The following is an 18,832-nucleotide window of genomic DNA, read 5'->3' on the forward strand; positions in this document are numbered from 1 at the left end:
GGCTACCGCCTTCCGCCGAGCAGGCGGCGGACGCGGGCGAGGGGCGTGCGCGGTCGGTCCAGCACCCGCGTCACCTCGGCCGCCAACCGGGCGGCGACGATCTCGCGGGCCGGATCGTCATAGTGCACGATGTCGTAGAAGGTCCCCTCCTCCCGATCGCGGAACAGTCCGCTGAGATCGAGCGCCGTGAAGGTGCTGCGATAGGGCCGTCGCGCCGCGAGTTTGGCCGTGAACGCCTCCAGCTTGGCGTACTGGCGGTCGAGATAGGCGAGGAACGCCCCCGAGGCGACGCTCCGCTCCACCGCGGTGAGGTGGCGTTTGCGCAGCACCGTCGGCTGCAGCACGCTCACGATCGGCACGGCGTGGTCGTGGGACAGCTTGGTCAGGCGGTGCGCGGCGAGCTGGTAATGGTGGACGATGGCGTCCTCCCAGCCGGGCGTCTGCCAGCCCACCTCCGCGCGCAGCCGCTTCAGCGCCTCGTAGATCAGGGTGACCAGCGCGTCGTAGGACAGGCCGTCCTCGCGCGCCCGGGGATCGTGCGTGTCGAAGAAGTGGTCGTAGAGCCGCTCGGTGATGAAGGCGTTGTACGGGTAGCCGGGCCGCGGATCGTAGGTCCAGGGCTGGAACAGGTCGGTGCTGCCGCTCATCACCACGATCGCATCGGGCCGGTAGCTGACGAGCCGCGACCAGATCAGGTGGGTCATCTGCGTGAGGCAGCTCGACATCACGCCGAAATTGTAGACCCGCGCCGCGGCGAGCCCGTCCGCCCGCAGGATCCGCTCGAGGCGCCCCGGCAGGGTGTTGGCCAGCGTGCCGCCGTCGATGGTTGTCGAGTCGCCGACCACGAAGACCCGGGTCTCGCCCGGGGGCTTGTCCGCCGTGATGGCAGTGGCGTTGAGGAAGCCCTGGGCGTCGAACGGGACGCCGTAATGGCTCGCCCCCGGCTTGCCGGCGAACTGGATGTAGGGGCTCGGATGGCGGGTGTTCGAGTCGAGATAGCCGAAATGGTGCAAGAACTTGCGCCGGCGCGCGGCATCCTCGCTCTCGGGCGGCGCCCAGATCTGGTCGACGCCCGCCGCGGTGAGCGCCGCCAGCATCGCGGCCTGGAGCGCGGCGTTGCCGGCGGCGTTGAGGCGCACGCCGTCGTCGCTGAGATCGGGCCTGAGCGCGCCCGCGGCATTCGCCAGCACGGGATCGTGGTCGATGAAGCCGGCGCCGTATTCGTGCACGTGGTCGCGCAGCCACGCGTTCACCTGTCCGATGAGTTCGAGGGGCCGCCCGGAAGCGGCGGGTGAGGCCGGGTCGACCGGCGGGATCGAGCCGACCCAGCTGCGCACGTAGAGGTCGCGGGTGTCGGCGAGCATCGCCCGGATGTCGGCCACGATGCCGTCGAGCGACACGCCCGGGGCGCCGCCCAGGATGTCGTCGCGGCCGCAGATCAGGTGCAGGCCCCGGGCGCCGTAGAGGGCGATCTCGGAGCGGAGCCGGCGCGCCATGTCCCGGGTCGTCTGGCCGGCGATCCCGCGCGGCACGGTCTGCGGGCCGGAGAACGCCTGCGGCATCTGCGCCGTCCAGCCGGCCGTCACCGAGTCGCCGAAGAACAGGATCGGCCCGAACGGGAAGAGCGGCCTGTCGCCGGCCGGCGCGCTCATGCGGTCTGCCTCGTCATGGGTGGCGTCATCGTCCGTGATGCGGGCTGTCGTCCGGCACGCCGGGTCAGCGGGCCGCGAAGATCTCGATCCCGTCGAGGTGCAGGACCTGCTCCTCGTCGAGATCGACCTTCAGGTAGCGGAACCGGGCATTGTCGAAGCGGAGATAGAGCGGCAGGCCGGGGTGCCAGTCGGCATCCACGGCGTCGAAGACCAGGCGATACTCGGCCTCGGTCTCGCCGAGCCACACCCGCATCATCTGGGCGCGCTCGCTGAGCTGCCCCCAGCGGTTGTAGAGCCGGATCTCCGAGACCCGCTCGACCGTGCCGAGGTCGAGCACGAACCAGGGCTTCGGCTCCAGCGCCGTGTGGAAGAAGAACGACGGGTCGCCGGTGGTCCGCTCGCCGTAGACGCCGTGCGTCCCAGACCAGGGCGAGGCGGAGCTGGCCCGCCAGGTCTTGCCCAGTGCGATGTTCTCGGACGGCCGGACCGAGACCAGGGTGTCCATCTCCAGTTCGCCGACCAGCGTCTTGATCTTCTTCGAGGCCTCCCGCAGGGGCGGGATCTCCAAGTCGAGCTTGTAGATCAGGTTCGACAGGATGCTCTGGTCGAAGCGGTGATCGATGAAGCCGTCGAAATCGGCTAAGCCCATCTGGTTGGGGATGTCGGTCACCACCCGTTCGTCGCCGGCATAACGCAGCCATTCGGCGACCAAGTGACGGGTCTCCGGGCCGACCATGAAGGCGATCCAGGTCGCCTGGATCTGGTCGGCGTTCCAGTAGCGCTCGATGTCGCAGTCCATGAGCACGAAGCAGTCGCGCTTGGTCCAGACCCGCTGCGGCTTGCCGTGCAGCACGCCCACCGCGACCCGGCGCCCGGATTCGGCGAGCCAAGTCAGGAGCGGCGTGACCGGCGGCAGGGGATCGGCGTCGATCGCCTGCATGCCGGTATCGGTGAACACGATGAAGTCGCCGTCGCGGCTGTGCGCGAGCGCCTCGGCGATGATGTAGGGCTTCCAGGCCCAGTTCCCGGCGCCCCGGGACCGGTCGAGGATCGCCCTGTGCGCCGTGTAGAACGGCGTCCCGCGCAGCCGGTCGGGCGACCAGCTCTCGATCGTATCGAAATCCCCGGTGGCGGCGGCCGCGGCCACGAGGCGGCGCTGGCTCTCGACGTAGTGGTACTTCGCGGCGAAGCTGACCAGGGTCTTGCGGCGCGGGCGCAGGCGCCGCCGCTGCTGCATCAGGACCTCGGCCCGGTGCATCGGGAAGGCGTTGACCCGCAGGGCCTCCGAGGGCTGGACATCGCTGGCCAAATCGATCCTCCCGGGCGGCTGACCCAGCCGTCGATCGGCGCACCGGCAAGACCGGGATCCCAAGGGGCTTGAGCCCTTTGGCGGGGTTCGGGGGCGGAGCCCACGAGCATTGGGCGAAGCCCGACACCAGGGCTCCGCCCTGGACCCGCAAAAGGTCATGGACCTTTTAAATCCTGGATTCTTTTCGGCGTGCAGGACCGACTCAAGGTTTCTCGGGCGCTTGTCACCGAGTTTCCCGCCGTCGGCAAGGGCGGCGGTTCAGGCGTCGTCGAAGGCGAGGTTCTCGATCGGGTAGTCGAGCATCAGCGCGCGCCGTTCCGGCGAATTATCCCATTCGCCGACCTTCGTGTAGCTGCCCGCCACGTCCAGCACCTCAACCACCGCGCCGATGGTCGGGATGCTCTTGAAGTGCTGCGGCCAGCCGGAGGCGAAGTAGAACACCTGCTCCACCCGGTCCGAGAGCTGGCAGACGCCGGGGCCGAAGGTGCCGAGCCCGAACACGAGGTAGCGCCCGTTCATCAGCGCCGCGACGTCGTCCGTCAGCGCGCCGCTCTGCGTCGAGAGCGGTACGCCGCGCGCCGCGATCCAGGCTTCCAACGCCGGGATCACCGGGTTGAGTCGGTTCTCGAACACCAACTTGATCGACGCGATCTTGCCCTCCCCCAGGAGCCGGTCGATCACCATCCGGTAGAAGGCGAGCGGCGGCTGCGGGTATTGCGGCGCCACCCAGGTGCCGAAGATGTCGCCCGAGCGGATATGGATCAGCAACGCGTCGTCAGGCTTCTCGGGGATCTGTGCCGGCAGCCGGTTGAACAGCGGCCGGATGGTGGTCCGCACGATCTCCCGGGTCTCCTCGGGGCCGAGCACGCCGGCCAGACGCTGGATCCCGAGGTCGAAATACATCCCCGACAGGTAGTCCCCGTCCTCCGGCAGCGGCTCGGATCCGGGGATGAAGGTGATGCCGCCGAGCGTCACGGGTCCGGATAGGGCGATCACCGCACTGCGGTCGGCGGCGGGGAGCTTGATGGTCTTGAGGTTGAGGTTGCGGGCGATCCCGATCGCCAGCAGGCACTGGATCAGGCAATTGCCGAAGGCGCCGCACTCGTAGAGCGCGATGCCGACCAGCGCGTGCGACCGGGGCCGCTCGGCGCTGACGAGGCTGTAGGTGATGTAGGGCGTGGATCCCGGCCGCTCGCCGGCCATGTCGAACGACGCGCCCAAGACCTGCCGCAGGGCGATCAAGTCGAACGCGGCGCGCGCGCACCAGACCTGCACGGCCGGGAGGCCCGCCCCGGCCGGGAGCTTTGCGGTCACCCGGACGTGGCGCGCCCAGGTGCCCTCCCCGGGCTCGATCACCCGGGCCGCCGAGGCCCCCTCGCCCGCCTCGAGGGCGACCTCCGACCAGACCTCCCCGTCATCCGAGACGGCGAGATCCCGGAGTTCGCCGTCGCCCGCGACGGCGTGGATCGGGAAGCGCAGGCCGAGATCGACCTGCAGCCGGACGGTGCAGGCGGGATCGGGGCGTCGCGCCTCGGTATCCAGCCGATGCCACGGCTGTCCCGCCGCCAAGTCGATCAGATCGTCCGTCCCGCCGAGTGCCGCGCGCATCGTCCCTGGATCCTCCCGAATGCCGGGAGATCCTGTACCGGAGCCGATGGCGGTCGTCCCGCCTGACGAGAGCCGTTCCCGGTCGTGCCGCGATCGTCGCAGGTGGAGCTGCCATCGGAACGGGCACGATGGGCCTCAACGCCAGGCGGGCGTGAGGCCGCCGGGCATCAGGACCCCCAGCCCCGCGCCCGGCTTGCCCGGAAGCGCGGCGTGGTGGCGGCAGCCCGCGTCGCAGAACGCGCGCAGGGTGCGCCGGTCCAGGCCGACATCGTGCAGCGCATCGTCGTCGAGCGCCGAGAGGACGCGGTAGGTCCGCGCAGCCGCGCGCCGGACCCGAATGGATCTCAAGATCGAGACGAGCATATCGCGCTCTCCCCCGCTGTGAATATTGATGTAGTGTCGATATTCGACGAATGGCAGCGTCGTTTTATTCTACGGTTCGCGCATCACTCATTTGAGCGATACTCCGTCGAAAATCCTGTCGGCTGCCAGTTTGCTTCGGCGGTGGCCGGGACGGGGAGCGGGCATAGCAGCAGCAGGCGCATCAGCTCGGCCTGCCGGTTGGTGCCGGTCTTCTCGAACAGACGGCGCAGATGCGCGCGCGCCGTGTGCAGGGTGATCCGGCGCCGGGCCGCGCTCGCCGCGAGATCGTGCCCGGCCAGGATGTCGGTGGCGAGCGCCGCCTCGGCCGGCGTGAAGCCGAACAGCTCCTGCAGCGCCCCCGGGTCCGGCAGCGGGGCGGCGGCGGGGTCGATGACGCGTAGCAGCACTCCGTTGCCGGGGATCGGGCAGGCGGCGATCAGGAGCGTGCCGCCCTCCCCCGCGAGGCGAAGCGCGCCGCCGGTGCCGGTTGCGCAGCGGGCGACGAGCCGGCCGAACACCGCGGCGTGCTCGGGCGTGCCGGTGCACAGGTATCCGTTCCGGAGGAGCAGCAGGCCCCGGCGGACCAAGGCGTGGGCGGCGCGGTTCAGGACCTGAACGCGCCCGGACCGGTCGGTCACCGCCACCCCCTGCTCGAGATGCTCGACCAGCCGGTAAAGCGCGTCCTCCAGAGTTGCCGGTTCGCGGGCCGGGCGCGGGTCGCCGAACCCACGGGGCGGATCGGGCGTCGGCGTGGCGTGCCGGTCGGATGGGCGCAGGGTGCGGTCGGGACTGACGATCACGCGCGGCCCTCATGGGATCGAAGCGGATGGCAGGATGTAGAACCCGGTTCCCCGCGCGGTTATTCCCGGACGCCGATCGAATTCGTCAGTGCGGCTGCCCGGTCCGGGCGCGGTACAGCGCGACGAAGCCCCGCAGGTCTCGGGCGTTGAGGTCCGACACCGCCCAGTAGGTGAGGTCGCCGGCGCTCCAGCGCTCGATGAACGTCCCGTCCCGGCGCGCCTCGACGGCCGCCGCATCGGCGGCCGCCGGCACCACGGTGACGCTGATCACGTGCCGGTCGTGGCGGTAGACCAGGGTCGGCACCGGCTTGCCGTCGACGATGTCGATCCGGCCGCCGGCCAGCGAATAGCCCCGTTCGTCGAGGTCGGGGGCGTCGGGGGCGATGATGGTGCGGCCGTTGAACCACGGCTTGACCACGTGCCCGTCCGAGGAGGGGATATCGTAGGGCTGCGGCGCGGCGAGACCTCGCAGATGGCCGGCCAGAATGGCGTCGGCCGCCCGCGGCGGGGGGGCGGCGATCCCGAGGGGACCGAGGCCGCCGAGCGAGGCACCGAGGGCGATCCCGACCACCAGCGTAGCAGCGAGCGCCGGCCAAGAGGTGAGCCGAGGGCTCAGCCAAGAGCTGATCCTTGCGCGGCCGGGCTCCGGGTCGGCGAACCCGACCTCCTGGACGATCCGTCCGCGCAGGGTCTCGGGGAGCGGCACCGCCGCCAGCGTGGTCCGCACCGCGCTGGAGAGGCCGCGCAGGCGCTCGGCCCTGGTCCGGAGCTCGGGATCGGCCGCGAGGCGCCGCTCCATAGCCAGCACCTCGCCCGGCGACAGCTCGCCGTCGGCGTAGGCGCAGAGCAGCAGGAGGGTCTCGTCGCCGCCGGTCATCGCCCCTCCCCTGCGAGCCGTTCGAGCAGGTGCTGGCGCGCCCGCCCGAGACGCGACATCACGGTCCCGATCGGCACGTCCGTCACCTCGGCGATCTCCCGGTAGCTCAGGCCGTGATACTCGCGCAGCACCAGCGTCTCGCGGAACGGGACCGGAAGCGCGTCGATCGCCCGGGCGAGACGCCCGCCCTCGTCGTGGGCGATGAGCGCGGCTTCGGGCGTCTCGGGCGCCTCGGCGTGCACGCTTCCTGCATCCAGGATCGCGCGGGCCTCTGGAGCGAGGTCCTCGGCGAAGACCACCGTCCGGGGCCGGTGCCGGTGCAGCCACGAATAGCCGGTGTTGCGGACGATGGTCAGGAACCACGCCCGGGCGTTGCCCTCCGCGAAGGTCTCGATCGCCCGATAGGCGCGCAGGCAGGCCTCCTGCATCACGTCTTCGGCGTCGGTGGCGTTGCCGGTGAGCCAGTGCGCGAGCCGGTAGCCCTCGTCGAGCCGGGGCAGGACGAGTTGGCTGAAGCGCGCACGGGCGAGCGTCGTCATGCGCCGCCGCCCGCCGGGTCCGTATCCTGCGCCGCCATCGGCCGCTCACCCCGCAGCTCCTCGCCCCGGACTGAGAACCGTCGGGCCGTCCCGGGTATTCCCGGGATCGGCGAAAAATCAGGCGTCGAGCCCGAGCATCAGCCCGAGATTCTGCACCGCCGCCCCGGAGGCGCCCTTGCCGAGGTTGTCGAGGCGCGCCACCAGCACCGCCTGACCGTGCTCGGAGGAGCCGAACACCCGCAGCTCGAGTCGGTCGGTGTCGTTCAGATCCTCGGGGGTGATCTTCTCGCGGTGCTGGCCGGTCTCGGCGCCGGTCACCACCTGCACCAGCGGCTGGCCGGCGTACCAGTCGCGCAGGGCCGCCTCGAGGTCGCCGGAAGCGGGCTTGCCCGGCAGCGCGTCGAGGTGGAGCGGCACGCTTACCAGCATGCCCTGGCGGAAATTGCCCACCGACGGCACGAAGATCGGCCGCCGGGTGAGCCCGCTGTAGCGCTGCAGCTCCGGCACGTGCTTGTGGGCGAAGCCGAGGCCGTAGAGCAGGAACGGCGCCGCGCCGCCCCGCTCGTACTCCTCGATCATGCCCTTGCCGCCGCCGCTGTAGCCGCTGACCGCGTTGACGCTGAGCGGGATATCCGCCGGGATCAGGCCGGCCTCGACCAGGGGACGCAGGAGCGCGATCCCGCCCGTGGGGTAGCAGCCGGGATTGGCCACGCGCCGGGCGCGGGCCACGGCGGCGTCCTGCTCCCGGGTCATCTCCGGGAAGCCGTAGGTCCAGCCGGGGGCGACCCGGTGGGCGGTGCTGGCGTCGAGGATGCGCGGGCCGCCCCCGGGCAGGCCGTCGGCCAGCGCCACCGTCTCCCTGGCGGCGTCGTCCGGCAGGCACAGGACGGCGAGATCGACCTCGGCGAGCAGCGCGCGCTTCGCCTCCGGATCCTTCCGGTGCTCGGGCGCGATGCTGCGCAGGGTCACGCGGCCGTCGCGCTCCAGGCGCTCGCGGATGCCGAGACCGGTCGTGCCGGCCTCGCCATCGATGAACACGATGGGCCGCGTCGCTGCTTCGCTCGCCATGATCCGCCTCTCAGGCCAGAATCACGCCTGGCCGTCAGGTCCTGGAGGTGACCATTGCGCGCACGCCTGTCAACGGCGGCGCCCGCATCGGCTCCGGCGCGGCGGCCGGGACGATGCGGGCGCGTGGTGTTCCGGCCTCAGGTCGGCAGGCGGCCGTCGGGCGAATAGCGGTCGATCGCCGAGGGCAGCTCCCGGGACAGGCGCGCCAGGAGCGCCGCCCGGCTCAGGCCGGTCTGACGGGTCAGGTGGTCGAGGGTCTCGGGACCGATGGCGCGCTCGAGGTCGGCCTCGGGGAGGTCGCGATTGGCGCCGTGGTTGATCCACGAGGTGGCGGCCTCGCCGTGACCGCCCTTGGTGAAGTGGTCGACGAGCTCGCTGAGCCCGCTAGCGATCAGGCCGCCGACGCCGGCGGTCCCGGCGCCGCCCAGAAGGCCCGAGAGGCCGGAGAAATTCTCGAGCCCGCCGGTCGCGGTCCCGGTTCCTGTCGGGGCCGATTTCGGCACGGACGGAACCTGCGCCGGGCTGGTCCCGTGGTCGTGGCCCTTCAGCAGCTCGGCGAGCTTGTCGCGGTTCTGGTAGCCGGCCACGGCCAGTAGGCCCAGCAGCGCGGTCATCGAGGGGTAACCCTTGCTCATTGGCGTGTCCTCTCGTGTAGCCGCCCATCGTCGTGGAAGCGCGGGCCCCGGTCGGCGGATGCCGGGCCCCGCGATGCGGATCTCAGCGGGGGCGGCGGGTCGGCGCGGCGGACCGGCCGGCGAAGCGGCGGCCGACATAGGCGATCAGCTTCGGCAGAACGAAGATGGTGAGGAGCTTGCGGATCATCGTGGGTCTCCGTGACGGTTCAGCGGGGGGAGCGGGTGAGCCAGCCGACGCCGAAGGCGACGACGGCGACGGCGAGAAGGGTGCTGCTGCGGTGGTCGTCCGCGTAGCCGAGGGCGTCGCGGCCGAAGCGGGTGCCACGCTGCCGGGCCTCCCGGGCGTAGCGGCTGCCGTCGTCGAGGAGCCGTTCGCCCCGCCGGCGGGCTTCGTGGGCGAGCTCGGTGCCTTCTTCCACGAGATCGTCGGTGCGCTCCCGGGCGCGGCCGTAGGCGTATTGCGCCCCGCCGGCGACCTGATCGACCGCACCGCGGACTTGGCGGGCCGGATCGCCGGTCAGGCCGCCGAGCGCGGTGTTGGCGCGGCCCTTGAGGTGGCGCGTGGCGCCGCGAAACCCGTCCCGGTTCATGTGAGGCTCCTGTCTCGGTCCCTGGGGCGGAAGCGGCCGGGTGGCCGCCCCCGCGCTTTCGGCAGCGCTTGCGTCAATGCTTGCCGGTGATCTTGTCGGCGAGGTTCTTGGCGCCGTCCTTGGCGTCGCCGACGGTCTTCTGCGCTTCGCCCTTGAGCTCCTGGGCCTTGCCCTCGGCCACGAGCTTGTCGTTGCCGGTGACGTTGCCGGCGGCCTGCTTGACGTTGCCGACGGCCTCGTTGGCCAGGCCCTTGATCTTGTCGGTGGTGCTGCTCATCGAAGGTCTCTTTGCGGGGTGCTGCGGGTGGCCGGCTCGTGCCGGTCGGGCGAGGTCCCCGCCGCGAGGGCGGGGACCGAGGGGGGATCAGGCGCGGCGGGCGTCGTAGGCGCCGACCAGGGTCTCGGCCTTCGGGGCGCCGAGGCGACCGCCGAAGAAGGCGGCCAGCGCGCCGAGGATCAGCGCCAGGGCGGCGTAGAAGGCGCCCTGCGTGGCGGCGGACTTGGCCGCGACGGCCGCCGCCTCGGCCTTCTGCTTGGCGGTGGCGACCGCCTGGTCGTACTGCTTCTCGTAGTCCTGGATCTGCTGCTTGGCCTGGTCGACCGGGATGTTCTGGGCCTTGGCCAGGGCGTCGGCCGCGCGGGCCTCGGCCTGGGCCTTCTGGCTCGGATCGCCGGTGAACAGCGCCTTCACGGCGGCGACGGCGGCGTCACGGGCGGCCTGCGGGTCCTGGCCGGCGGCCTGCTGGCGGACCGTGCTCTCGATCCCGTCGAGCGGGTTCGTGATCTTGGACAGCGACGGCGCGGCGGCCTGGGCGGCCGTCTGCACGGTGCCGCCGACGAGCGAGCCGGCCCCCCCCAGGGTGCTGGTCACGCCGCTGAACGCGCCGCCGACGATGCCGCCGACCGCCGAGGTCAGCAGGTACAGCACCACCAGGGTGGTCACCGCCCAGGACACCAGACCGTGCAGGCCGGCGGCGCCGGCCACGGGCTTGCCCGAGAGCCGACCGGCCAGGAGGCCGCCGATCAGCGAGGCGACGATGCCGGAGGCGACGAACCAGATGCCGGCGCTCATCGACAGGGTCGAGGCGGCCGGGTTGTCGGCGGCGTTCATGCCGACGCTGGACAGCCCGATGCCGACGCCGAGCATGTTGAAGATGACCTGGGCGACCAGGGCCGTGGTGGCGCCTGCGAAGATCGCGCCCCAGGACACTTGGTGGAGCAGGACGGTTCGCGAGTCGCTCGCATGGGCGAGCGGTGTGGTCGAGAGGTTGGGGGAAGCGGCCACTGGGTAACTCCTGGTCGTCGTCGTCTTGGTCGTCGTCTTGGTCGTCATCGTCTTGGTCGTCGTATCGGGGTCGCCCCGGATGCGCGGCCCGGCCTCAGCGGCGGGTGTGCATCAGCAGGGCGAGGCCGTACCCGACCGCTCCGGCGATCAGCAGCGCGACGATCGGGCTTTCCTCGACCTGCCGGGCCACGGCGCGGCTGCCCCGGCGGGCGTAGTCGCCGGCATGCTCGTAGGCGTCCTCGGCGTAGTGGCCGGCCTCGTCGGCGTAGTCGGCGGCCTGGTCGGCCGCCTGCCGGACCGTGTCCTTGGCCTGGCCGTAGAGGTTCTCGGCGGAGCCCTGTGCCTCGCGGAAGCGCCCCTCGACCGAGTCGCTCTTCGAGCCGGTGAGGTCGCCGACGGCGCCCTGCGCCTTGCCGACGAACGCCTTGGCGGCGCCCGTCACGCGATCCGTATCAACCATGGTGTCTCTCCTGTCTGGGGGTCGGCGGGTGGCTTGGTGGTCGTGCGCCGCTCGACCCGGCCTACGCGTTGCGCGGGATCCCGGGTTTCGCGTCGGACGTCTGCGAAGAGTGCTGAGCCTGGCCGCCGGCGGGGATCTCCGCGGCGCCGGTCAGCGTGGGATGGGTTTCGATGGTCAAACCCATTGTTGATCCTGGCGATACTAGAGTGGGATCTGATATCGCTGGTTCAATGGTATAATTATACCGATTTGCTCGAACTTATGTACTAGCTTCCCGCGTGGTGAAGCCATTGTCCCGGCCCCAGACGATCACCTCGGTGCGTTTGTGGACCCCGAGCTTGCGGTAGAGGGCGGCGGCGTGGTTGCGCACGGTGTTGCGCGACAGGTTCAGACGCTTGGCGATCGCCTCGTCGGAGAGGCCGGCGCAGACCAGCCCGAGGATCTGGCGTTCCCGGACCGTGAGGCTCTGGACGCCCTCGTCGGTGCTGTCGCGGCCGGGATGGCGCAGGCCCGCGAGCTTCTCGATCAGGCCGCGGCTGAACCACGAGGTGTCGGCCATCACGGTCTCGATCGCGGTGAACAGGTCGCGCTCGGAGCGCTTGCGCTCGGTGATGTCCTGGAGCACCGCCAGGACGTAGTCGTCCTCGCCGATCACCACCCGCTCGGCCGACACCAGGCAGTCGATCTCGGTCCCGTCCTCGTGCCGCATGCAGGTCTCGAGGCCGAGCACGTAGCCGGTGCGCCGGACCGTGGCCTCGAACTTCGTCCGGGCGCTGTCCGAGATCCACAGGCCCAGTTCCGCGGCGGAGCGGCCCACGGTCTTGTCCAGGCCGTAGCCGAAAATCCGCGGGAAGGCCTCGTTGACGGCCGTGATGGCGAATCCGTCGGCCCGGGCGAGGAGGGTCGGCACCGGGGTCATCCGGAACGCGGTGGCGAAGCGGGACTCGCTCTGGCGCAGGGAGGTCTCGGCCTTCTTGCGCAGCTCCAGATCCGCGAAGGTGAAGAGCATGCACGGCTCGTCGCCCATCTCCATCGGCTGGCCGGCCACGATGACGAAGCGGGTGCCGCCATCCGGCAGCCGCAGGCAGGCCTCCATCTGCGGGATGGTCGCGCCCGCATTGAGCCGCGTCACCGCCAGCTCGCGCTGCTTGGCGTCGGCCAGCACGTCGACCTCGTAGACGCTGCGCCCGATCACTTGGTCGCGGGTGTGGCCGGTCATCTCCAGGAAGCCGGCATTGACCTTGACGTGGCGCAGGTCGGACAGCCGGGTGATCACGGCCGGCGCCGGATTGGCGTTGAAGGTCTTCTCGAACCGCTCCTCGGCCTCGAATTGCGGCGTGACGTTCTGGAGGATCAGCGCGAGGCAGCTCGGTTGCCCGGCCCGGTCGGTGGCGACCAGGCTGCGCAGGGAATGGACGAAGGCGACGTCCGGCTTATCGGACCGCACCACCTCGACGATGACGTCGTGGAACGTCTCGCCCCGCACCACCCTCTCGATCGGGTAGGACTCGGGCGGCCGGTTGTTGCGGTAGCGGACGGAGAACCGGTCGCGGTAGGCGTCAACGGTCTCGCCCAGCTCCTCCAGGCTGCCGGCGCCGTGCATCGCCAGGGCGGCGTCGTTGGCCCAGGTGATCGTCTGATCCGGCTCGACCAGGATGACGCCCTCGGTCAGGCCGGCGATGATCTGCCTCAGCTCGTGTCTGTCGACGCCCGCGGTCACGGTGGTTCAGCTGCCTTGCCTGATGCGACCCGGACTGGATCGGCGGCGGGTAACAGGCGGCGCACCCGGTTGTTCCCTTGTGCGCAATCGGATTGCTGGTATATTTTACTTAGGATTGTAATCGGGCGTCGTGGTGTGACTCCGCGCGGACGGCCAAGGTTCTGCAATGTTCAGAGGGCGATCAAGGCCCTGCCGGAGGCCCCGAAACGTCGCCGGCTCCGCACGAGGCGGCCCTCGCGGACGCAGTCAGGAGAGGGTTGGTCCCGGTCTTGGGCGAGGGCGACGAACCGACCTCGTGGAGCCCGTTTCCCGAAGGCGACGGATCTCCTGTGGTGTGAACCCAATTCGTTGGAGCATTGTACGGCTGCTTTCGACCGAGGATGTGTGAAAACGACAAAGGGGCAGAAGGATCTTCCCGAGAACAACCTGGGCAGCGCCGAAATTTAGGCCTAAATCGCGTCAGAACCGCCCTGCAGCGGGGCCGCTTGTCTGCAGCGTAGAGGATTGTTCTACAATTTCGGCAAGCGCTTTCGTTTTCACACAGGCTCGACCCAATCCAGCCACCGGGACCGCTGTTGCCGCTTCTCAAAAGCGGTCGTTCGTCAGCCCGGCAACTTCGGCTCGGGGTGGAGAGCGGACTTTGGCCGTTTGCTAGGTAGCGGATATCCGCCTCGCGGTGGCTGGTGCGTCCTGGTAGATCGCGTAAGCCGAAACACCGAATAGGACGACCATGACCTTTCAGAATGAGATCGCAGCGTTCTTCGACAGCTACGTCAGTGCGTTCGTTCGCCGCGACGCCGATGCGTTGAGCGATCTCTGGGAGCCGGTTGGACTGTTCCCGTCTCCGACCGGCAACTTTGCGATGCCGAGGGAGGCGTTCCGCGACCATTGCGTGACGCTGCTAGACTTCTATCGCAAGCAAGGGGTCGTTCAGCCTGTGGGCGAACTGCTGTCGGCGGTCGAACTCTTCCCGAATGTCGCTGAGGCTCGGATGGCTTACCGGATGCAGGGCGAAGGAGAAGCACTCATCGCAGAATGGGAGCATGTCTATATTCTGCGCCGCAGCGACCGTTGGCGGGTATCGTTGACGATTGCCGATGGTGAGATGGCGGCATGGGCCGCACGAGGGGCGCAACTCTAACCCTCGAATGTCAAGCACTCCGCACAGGTAGTTCACGCAGGTGCATCGCCAAGAAGCGGGCACTGCGAATGGCTCTGAAGGGTCGCGAGCGGGCGGGACAGCTTTGTCTGCTTCTACCAATTTCCACCCGAAAGCGCACGGGCAGCAATCCACCCAGGCCGGACGTTGAGCAGAGCAGTAGGTCGCGGGCTGCTACCAACCCATATGCTGCTAGAGGGGCTCCGTAAGGGGACTTTCGGTCTCGATCCTGTCGTGGGCCCCGCAAAGGAGCGCGCCGATGCCTTCCCGAACGTTTTGCGTGACAGGGTTGTAGACGATCATGCCCAGATCTGGACGGCCGTCCACGGAGAAGGCCGAGAATTCCAGCTCGATGGAGCCCAGGATCGGATGCCGGAGCCGCTTGACCCCGTCCGTGTGCGCCCGGACGTCGTTCTCCTGCCACAGGGCTGCGAACTCCGGGCTGGTGCGACTGAGTTCCTCCGCCAGTTCGTTGACCTCGGATGCGGCACCCGCCCGCACTGCGTCCGCCCGGAACGCGCCTACGACATAGCGAGCGACGCTATGCCAATCATGCTGCGCCGCTCGCACACGCGGGTCGCCGAACATGCGGCGCAGAATGTTGCGCTCGCCGGGAGGGACCGTGTCCCAGTCGGTCAGTACGACGGCCGCGGCGCGGTTCCAGGCGACTACATCCCAGGTCGCCGTCTTGATCAGCGCGGGGCTGACCTCAAGCGTGTCGAGCAACCGCTGCAGGCGCGGGGTGATCCCTTCCTTCGGCGTGTAGCGGACCTCGGGAGGACGCCCGAGGGCGAGCATGAACACGTGCTCGCGCTCGGGTTCAGTCAGCATCAACCCGACCGCGATGCGGTTCAGGACGTCAGCCGAGGGCGCTCCGCCACGTCCCTGCTCCAGCCACGTGTACCAGGTGGCGCTGATGTTCGAGCGCTGGGCGACCTCTTCCCGGCGCAGGCCGGGCGTGCGCCGGCGGCCCGAGAACCCTAGCGCGGCAGGATCGAGCCTGGTGCGCCGATCCCGCAGGTATGCTCCGAGCGAGGTTTCAGTGCTGGCAAGCATGGCGATCCTGTTAGTCGCTATACCGGGATACGGTCACTACTTTAACGGGATCAACAGTCAGCGGATAGTTGGCGTCTGAACCCAACGGACCGCTTCCCATGCTCATCTTCCTCACCGGCGCCACCGGCTTCATCGGCTCGGCCATCGTCCCCGAACTCCTCTCCGCGGGCCATCGGGTCCTCGGGATGACACGGTCGGAGGCCGGGGCACGGGCCCTTACCGAAGCCGGAGCCGAACCGTTCCTCGGCAACCTAGAGGACGTCGACAGCCTCCGTCGCGGCGCCGTCCAAGCCGACGGGGTCATTCACACCGCCTTCGACCACGACGACTTCTCGAACTTCGTCGCCAACTGCGAGAAGGATCGGCGCGCCATCGAGGCCCTGGGCTCGGCGCTCAAGGGGTCCGACCGTCCCCTCCTGATCACGTCCGGGGTCGGCTTCGGTTGCTCGGCCCCGGGGCAGCTGGCGCGCGAGGACGTTTTCAATGCCGAGTATCCGAACCCCCGTGTGGCCTCGGAACTCGCGGCGGCGAAGCTCTTGGACGAGGGGGTGAACGTCTCGGTGATGCGCCTCCCGCAGGTCCACGACACGGTCAAGCAGGGGCTCGTGACCTACCTGGTCGATCTCGCGCGCGTCAAAGGCGTATCAGCTTATGCCGGAGGCGGAGCGAACCGCTGGGCGGCGGGTCCCGTCCTCGACGTTGCGCGCCTCTATCGTCTTGCAGTGGAAAAGGCGGATGCGGGGTCCCGTTACCACGCGGTCGCCGAGGAGGGTGTCAGCACCCGCGACATCGCGGAGGTCATCGGCCGCGGCCTTAAGGTGCCGGTATCTGCCATCTCGTCGGAGGAGGTAGCCGGACACTTCGGGTGGCTCGGCATGTTCGCCGGCCACGACATGTCAGCGTCCAGTGTCTGGACGCAGGCTCAGCTCGGCTGGCGTCCGACCGGACCGAGCCTGCTGGCCGACCTTGAGCGGATGGACTACTCCCGTGCCTCGTCTTGAGATGTTGGTCGACGCTAGTGAACGAGCTTCGACGCTCTCATTTGTTGACCGCGGAATGTCGCAAACCAATCTGACCTCAACATAGAGCGGACGGACGGGTTTCGACCCAACTACGACGTAGCCAGGGATTCGGCCGTCGCTCGAAAGCAGACGCTCCAACCTGCTCGTTTGTCAGCACCCATCGCCTGCTTCGTAACTCTTGAGGGCCTCTGCAGCGTCATCGAAGGCCGCCCAGGTCTTTCGGGCAAGGCTTCCACCCACGCTGCAGCGACGGACCCCGCATTCGGCGAACGCCCGGATGCCCGCGTCGTACTGGTGCACGACGACGTTGACGGGCTTTGGAGCGACCGCCGCGACGAGTTCCGCGACGGCACCTTGATCGAGGATGAAGGGCACGAAGAGGCAGTCGGCGCCGGCCTCCGCATAGGCGACGACGCGCGCGATGCTGGCAGTCACCGACATGCCGGCGACACGGAAGTTTTCGTTGCGACCGACGAGCATCACCGTGGGATCGATGGCGTCGATAGCCCTGCGCGCGGCCGCGATCCGTTCGACGGCGTGAGCCGTCTCGTACATCGCGGTTCCGGACCAATCCTCGATCGACAGGGCGGCCACGCCCGTGTCGACCGCCAGGGCGACGTTCCGCGCGACATCCTCCGGACGGTCGGCGAAGCCGTTCTCGAAATCGGCGTTGACCGGTAGAGGGGTGCTGGCAACGAGCATCCTCAGGTGATCGAGGATGGCCTCCAGACCGAGTTCCCCATCCTGCCGGCCGGCGGCCCATGCCGCACCCGCGCTCGTTGAGGCGAGGGCCTTGAAGCCGAGCTTGGCGAGTCGAACGGCGCTGCCGCGGTCCCAGGCATTGGGCAGAAGGAAGAAGCCGCTCTCGTGAAGGCTGCAAAAGGCCTTCCGCTTCTCCACCGTGGTGGTCATCGGTTGATCCATCGTCATCAGGCCCTGACATCGTCCAGCCGACGCCGCTGCTGGCCAGCCTCGTCGAAGTTCGAGGGCGCGAGCCAGGCGGTCAACGCGGCCGAGATCCTGGGCCATTCAGGGCTGATGATCGAGAACCAGGCCGTGTCCCGGCTCTCACCCTTCACCATCATGTGCTGGCGGAAGATGCCCTCGAAGGTGAAACCGAACCGAGCCGCCGCGTTCCGCGATGGTGCGTTCCGGCTGTCGCATTTCCATTCGAACCGTCGGTAACCGAGTGTCTCGAACGCGTAGGCGGCGAAGAGGGAGAGCGCTTCCGTCGCCACCCGTGTCCTTGCGATGGCCGGTCCCCAGAGAATGTTGCCGATCTCGATGACGCCGTGGGTCGGATCTATGCGCATCAGGGCTTGGCGCCCTTCGGCCCGTCCCGTCGCTTGGTCGATCACGGCGAAGAACAGTGGATCGTGCGACGTCGATGCTGTCTCAAGCCAAGCGGCAAAGCTGGGCTCATCCACCGGTGGTTCATCGAAGAGATAGCGGAAGCGATCCTCGGCGCCCGGTCGGAGCGCCGAGTGAAGGAGCGTCGGACCGTGTCGCGCGGGGCTCAGCGGCTCGAGGCGCGCGTAACGCCCTTCCAGCACGCAAGATCCGGGCTTCGGGACGCCGATCCAGTTCTGTCGATCCATAGCTTTCAGTAATCCATCTGAGATGAGGGAGTATTGGATAAGGCAAGCCTGATCCGTTCAGCAGTGTCCGAACGGTCTTGCCACTCAGAAGGCAATCCCGAGAGCGACGCCGGCCAGAATCGCGAACGCAGAGAGGACGAGAACCGGGTCGAGCCCTTCACCGAGGAAGACGGCGGATAGGCCGATCCCGAGAACGGGCGTCGCCAAGAGGCCAAGAGAAGCCTTGGCTGCCGGCAGGCGGCGGCTCACGACAGTCATTGCCCAAAAGCCGAGTGCCGTCCCAATCACGCCGTTATAGGCAAGTGCGATGAGGACGGAGGCGCTCATCCGCGGGGATGGCGCACCGTCGACCAGAAGTGCGAGCCCGACGAGAACCGAGCTAGCCAGCAGGCACTGCCAGGGCATGAGTTGAAGCGGCGTCGCCGTCCAGCGGTGGCCGCGCGTATAAACGAGGCTGACGGACCAAGAGAGTGCGGCCAGAAGCAGAAGGCCATTGCCGTAGAGAGCCGCTGGGCTTCCCCAATCCAGACCACGCGGTCCTAGGAGGAGAAGCAGTCCAAAAAGCCCGATGGCGATGCCAATCGCCTGACGCGTCGTGATGCGCTCCCCAAGGAACAGGAACGCAGCGGGCGCCACCCAGAGCGGCGTCGTGTAACCCAGCACGATGGCGCGGCTCGCTGGAACGAATGTCATGCCCACCGTCATGAGCGCCGCGAAGGCGACCATGTGGAACAAGGCAATGACGAGCACGACGGGGAGGTCAGCACGGGGCGGACGAACGAGATGCCCCGTGGCCAAAAGCGCCGGAAACAGGACCAGGGTAGCCAGAACGGTACGGATGGCAACGGCCCAGAGTGGCGTGATCTCCCGAACGGCAACCTTGATGACAACCCAGTTGAGGCTCCAGGCCACCACCACGAAGGCGAAGAGACCAAGCGTCGAGCGAGCAGAGGCCGGAGACGGTCGGCGTCCAAGAACGGTGGTGGCGGAGCTGGACGTCATGCCTAGAGGGTCCCTGAGAGCACCTTACCTTCGTCTCAAAATGGTTTAGCGTAGAGTGCCATTATCGGTGTTTTCGGCTAGTCCACTTG

Annotated in this window: 20 protein-coding genes; 2 read left to right on the plus strand and 18 right to left on the minus strand. The window is 68.9% G+C overall.

Annotated elements, in window-relative coordinates; genetic code table 11:
• Nucleotides 1-2: 2 nt before the first annotated feature.
• From ACYQPG_RS19825 to ACYQPG_RS19890, 14 genes are all read right to left on the minus strand, one after another.
• Nucleotides 3-1,652, minus strand: coding sequence for a GDSL-type esterase/lipase family protein (locus tag ACYQPG_RS19825; RefSeq protein WP_461231561.1), 1,650 nt, complete (start codon nt 1,650-1,652; stop codon nt 3-5).
• A 64-nt stretch (nt 1,653-1,716) separates the two neighbouring features.
• The gene (locus ACYQPG_RS19830) at nt 1,717-2,961 is read right to left on the minus strand and encodes a discoidin domain-containing protein (protein ID WP_461231562.1); all 1,245 of its coding nucleotides are present in this window, start codon (nt 2,959-2,961) and stop codon (nt 1,717-1,719) included.
• Nucleotides 2,962-3,219: 258 nt separating this feature from the next.
• Nucleotides 3,220-4,569 carry a coagulation factor 5 8 type domain-containing protein gene (locus ACYQPG_RS19835; RefSeq protein ID WP_461231563.1) on the minus strand — a complete coding sequence of 450 codons (1,350 nt, stop codon included), beginning with the start codon at nt 4,567-4,569 and terminating at the stop codon, nt 3,220-3,222.
• Nucleotides 4,570-4,704: 135 nt separating this feature from the next.
• Nucleotides 4,705-4,932: a DUF1127 domain-containing protein gene (locus ACYQPG_RS19840; RefSeq protein WP_447674714.1), complete on the minus strand. Its 228-nt coding sequence runs from the start codon at nt 4,930-4,932 to the stop codon at nt 4,705-4,707.
• Nucleotides 4,933-5,015: 83 nt separating this feature from the next.
• Nucleotides 5,016-5,732 carry a helix-turn-helix transcriptional regulator gene (locus ACYQPG_RS19845; protein ID WP_461231564.1) on the minus strand — a complete coding sequence of 239 codons (717 nt, stop codon included), beginning with the start codon at nt 5,730-5,732 and terminating at the stop codon, nt 5,016-5,018.
• A gap of 85 nt (nt 5,733-5,817) precedes the next feature.
• Nucleotides 5,818-6,609, minus strand: coding sequence for an anti-sigma factor family protein (locus ACYQPG_RS19850; protein ID WP_461231565.1), 792 nt, complete (start codon nt 6,607-6,609; stop codon nt 5,818-5,820).
• Complete coding sequence (locus tag ACYQPG_RS19855; protein WP_147899394.1) at nt 6,606-7,148, minus strand: sigma-70 family RNA polymerase sigma factor; 543 nt, start codon at nt 7,146-7,148, stop codon at nt 6,606-6,608. Before ACYQPG_RS19855 ends, ACYQPG_RS19850 begins: the two co-directional genes overlap by 4 nt.
• Before the next feature lie 117 nt (nt 7,149-7,265).
• Nucleotides 7,266-8,216, minus strand: a complete 951-nt coding sequence (gene argC / locus ACYQPG_RS19860) for an N-acetyl-gamma-glutamyl-phosphate reductase (RefSeq protein WP_147908163.1) — start codon at nt 8,214-8,216, stop codon at nt 7,266-7,268.
• A 137-nt stretch (nt 8,217-8,353) separates the two neighbouring features.
• Nucleotides 8,354-8,851, minus strand: a complete 498-nt coding sequence (locus tag ACYQPG_RS19865; RefSeq protein WP_147908162.1) for a YidB family protein — start codon at nt 8,849-8,851, stop codon at nt 8,354-8,356.
• Nucleotides 8,852-9,057: 206 nt separating this feature from the next.
• Nucleotides 9,058-9,441 (minus strand): CsbD family protein, encoded by a 384-nt coding sequence (locus ACYQPG_RS19870; protein ID WP_461231566.1) that lies wholly within the window; start codon nt 9,439-9,441, stop codon nt 9,058-9,060.
• 73 nt (nt 9,442-9,514) lie between these two features.
• A complete protein-coding gene (locus tag ACYQPG_RS19875) occupies nt 9,515-9,718 on the minus strand; it encodes a CsbD family protein (RefSeq protein ID WP_147957821.1) in 204 nt (67 codons plus the stop codon).
• Between the two features lie 87 nt (nt 9,719-9,805).
• The gene (locus ACYQPG_RS19880; RefSeq protein WP_461231567.1) at nt 9,806-10,774 is read right to left on the minus strand and encodes a PhnA-like protein; all 969 of its coding nucleotides are present in this window, start codon (nt 10,772-10,774) and stop codon (nt 9,806-9,808) included.
• A gap of 46 nt (nt 10,775-10,820) precedes the next feature.
• Nucleotides 10,821-11,186 (minus strand): CsbD family protein, encoded by a 366-nt coding sequence (locus ACYQPG_RS19885; protein WP_147908978.1) that lies wholly within the window; start codon nt 11,184-11,186, stop codon nt 10,821-10,823.
• A gap of 259 nt (nt 11,187-11,445) precedes the next feature.
• Nucleotides 11,446-12,906, minus strand: a complete 1,461-nt coding sequence (locus tag ACYQPG_RS19890; RefSeq protein ID WP_419828623.1) for a helix-turn-helix transcriptional regulator — start codon at nt 12,904-12,906, stop codon at nt 11,446-11,448.
• Between the two features lie 730 nt (nt 12,907-13,636).
• Here ACYQPG_RS19890 and ACYQPG_RS19895 point away from each other — a divergent pair.
• Entirely contained in the window at nt 13,637-14,047 is a 411-nt protein-coding gene (locus ACYQPG_RS19895; protein ID WP_461231568.1) for a Cif family virulence factor, read from the plus strand.
• A 210-nt stretch (nt 14,048-14,257) separates the two neighbouring features.
• Here ACYQPG_RS19895 and ACYQPG_RS19900 read toward each other — a convergent pair whose 3' ends face one another.
• Nucleotides 14,258-15,121: a helix-turn-helix transcriptional regulator gene (locus ACYQPG_RS19900; RefSeq protein ID WP_147940058.1), complete on the minus strand. Its 864-nt coding sequence runs from the start codon at nt 15,119-15,121 to the stop codon at nt 14,258-14,260.
• A gap of 98 nt (nt 15,122-15,219) precedes the next feature.
• On the opposite strand from ACYQPG_RS19900, the gene ACYQPG_RS19905 reads away from it, so the two are divergent.
• A complete protein-coding gene (locus ACYQPG_RS19905) occupies nt 15,220-16,122 on the plus strand; it encodes an SDR family oxidoreductase (RefSeq protein ID WP_419828625.1) in 903 nt (300 codons plus the stop codon).
• Nucleotides 16,123-16,293: 171 nt separating this feature from the next.
• On the opposite strand, the gene ACYQPG_RS19910 is transcribed toward ACYQPG_RS19905, so the two are convergent.
• The 3 genes from ACYQPG_RS19910 to ACYQPG_RS19920 form a co-directional block, all read right to left on the minus strand.
• The gene (locus ACYQPG_RS19910; protein ID WP_210248943.1) at nt 16,294-17,172 is read right to left on the minus strand and encodes an isocitrate lyase/PEP mutase family protein; all 879 of its coding nucleotides are present in this window, start codon (nt 17,170-17,172) and stop codon (nt 16,294-16,296) included.
• Nucleotides 17,073-17,741 carry a GNAT family N-acetyltransferase gene (locus ACYQPG_RS19915; protein WP_461231569.1) on the minus strand — a complete coding sequence of 223 codons (669 nt, stop codon included), beginning with the start codon at nt 17,739-17,741 and terminating at the stop codon, nt 17,073-17,075. The genes ACYQPG_RS19910 and ACYQPG_RS19915 overlap by 100 nt, the downstream gene beginning before the upstream one ends.
• 84 nt (nt 17,742-17,825) lie before the next feature.
• The gene (locus ACYQPG_RS19920; RefSeq protein ID WP_461231570.1) at nt 17,826-18,743 is read right to left on the minus strand and encodes a DMT family transporter; all 918 of its coding nucleotides are present in this window, start codon (nt 18,741-18,743) and stop codon (nt 17,826-17,828) included.
• Nucleotides 18,744-18,832: the final 89 nt, after the last annotated feature.

Source organism: Methylobacterium sp. CM6246 (assembly GCF_054818005.1).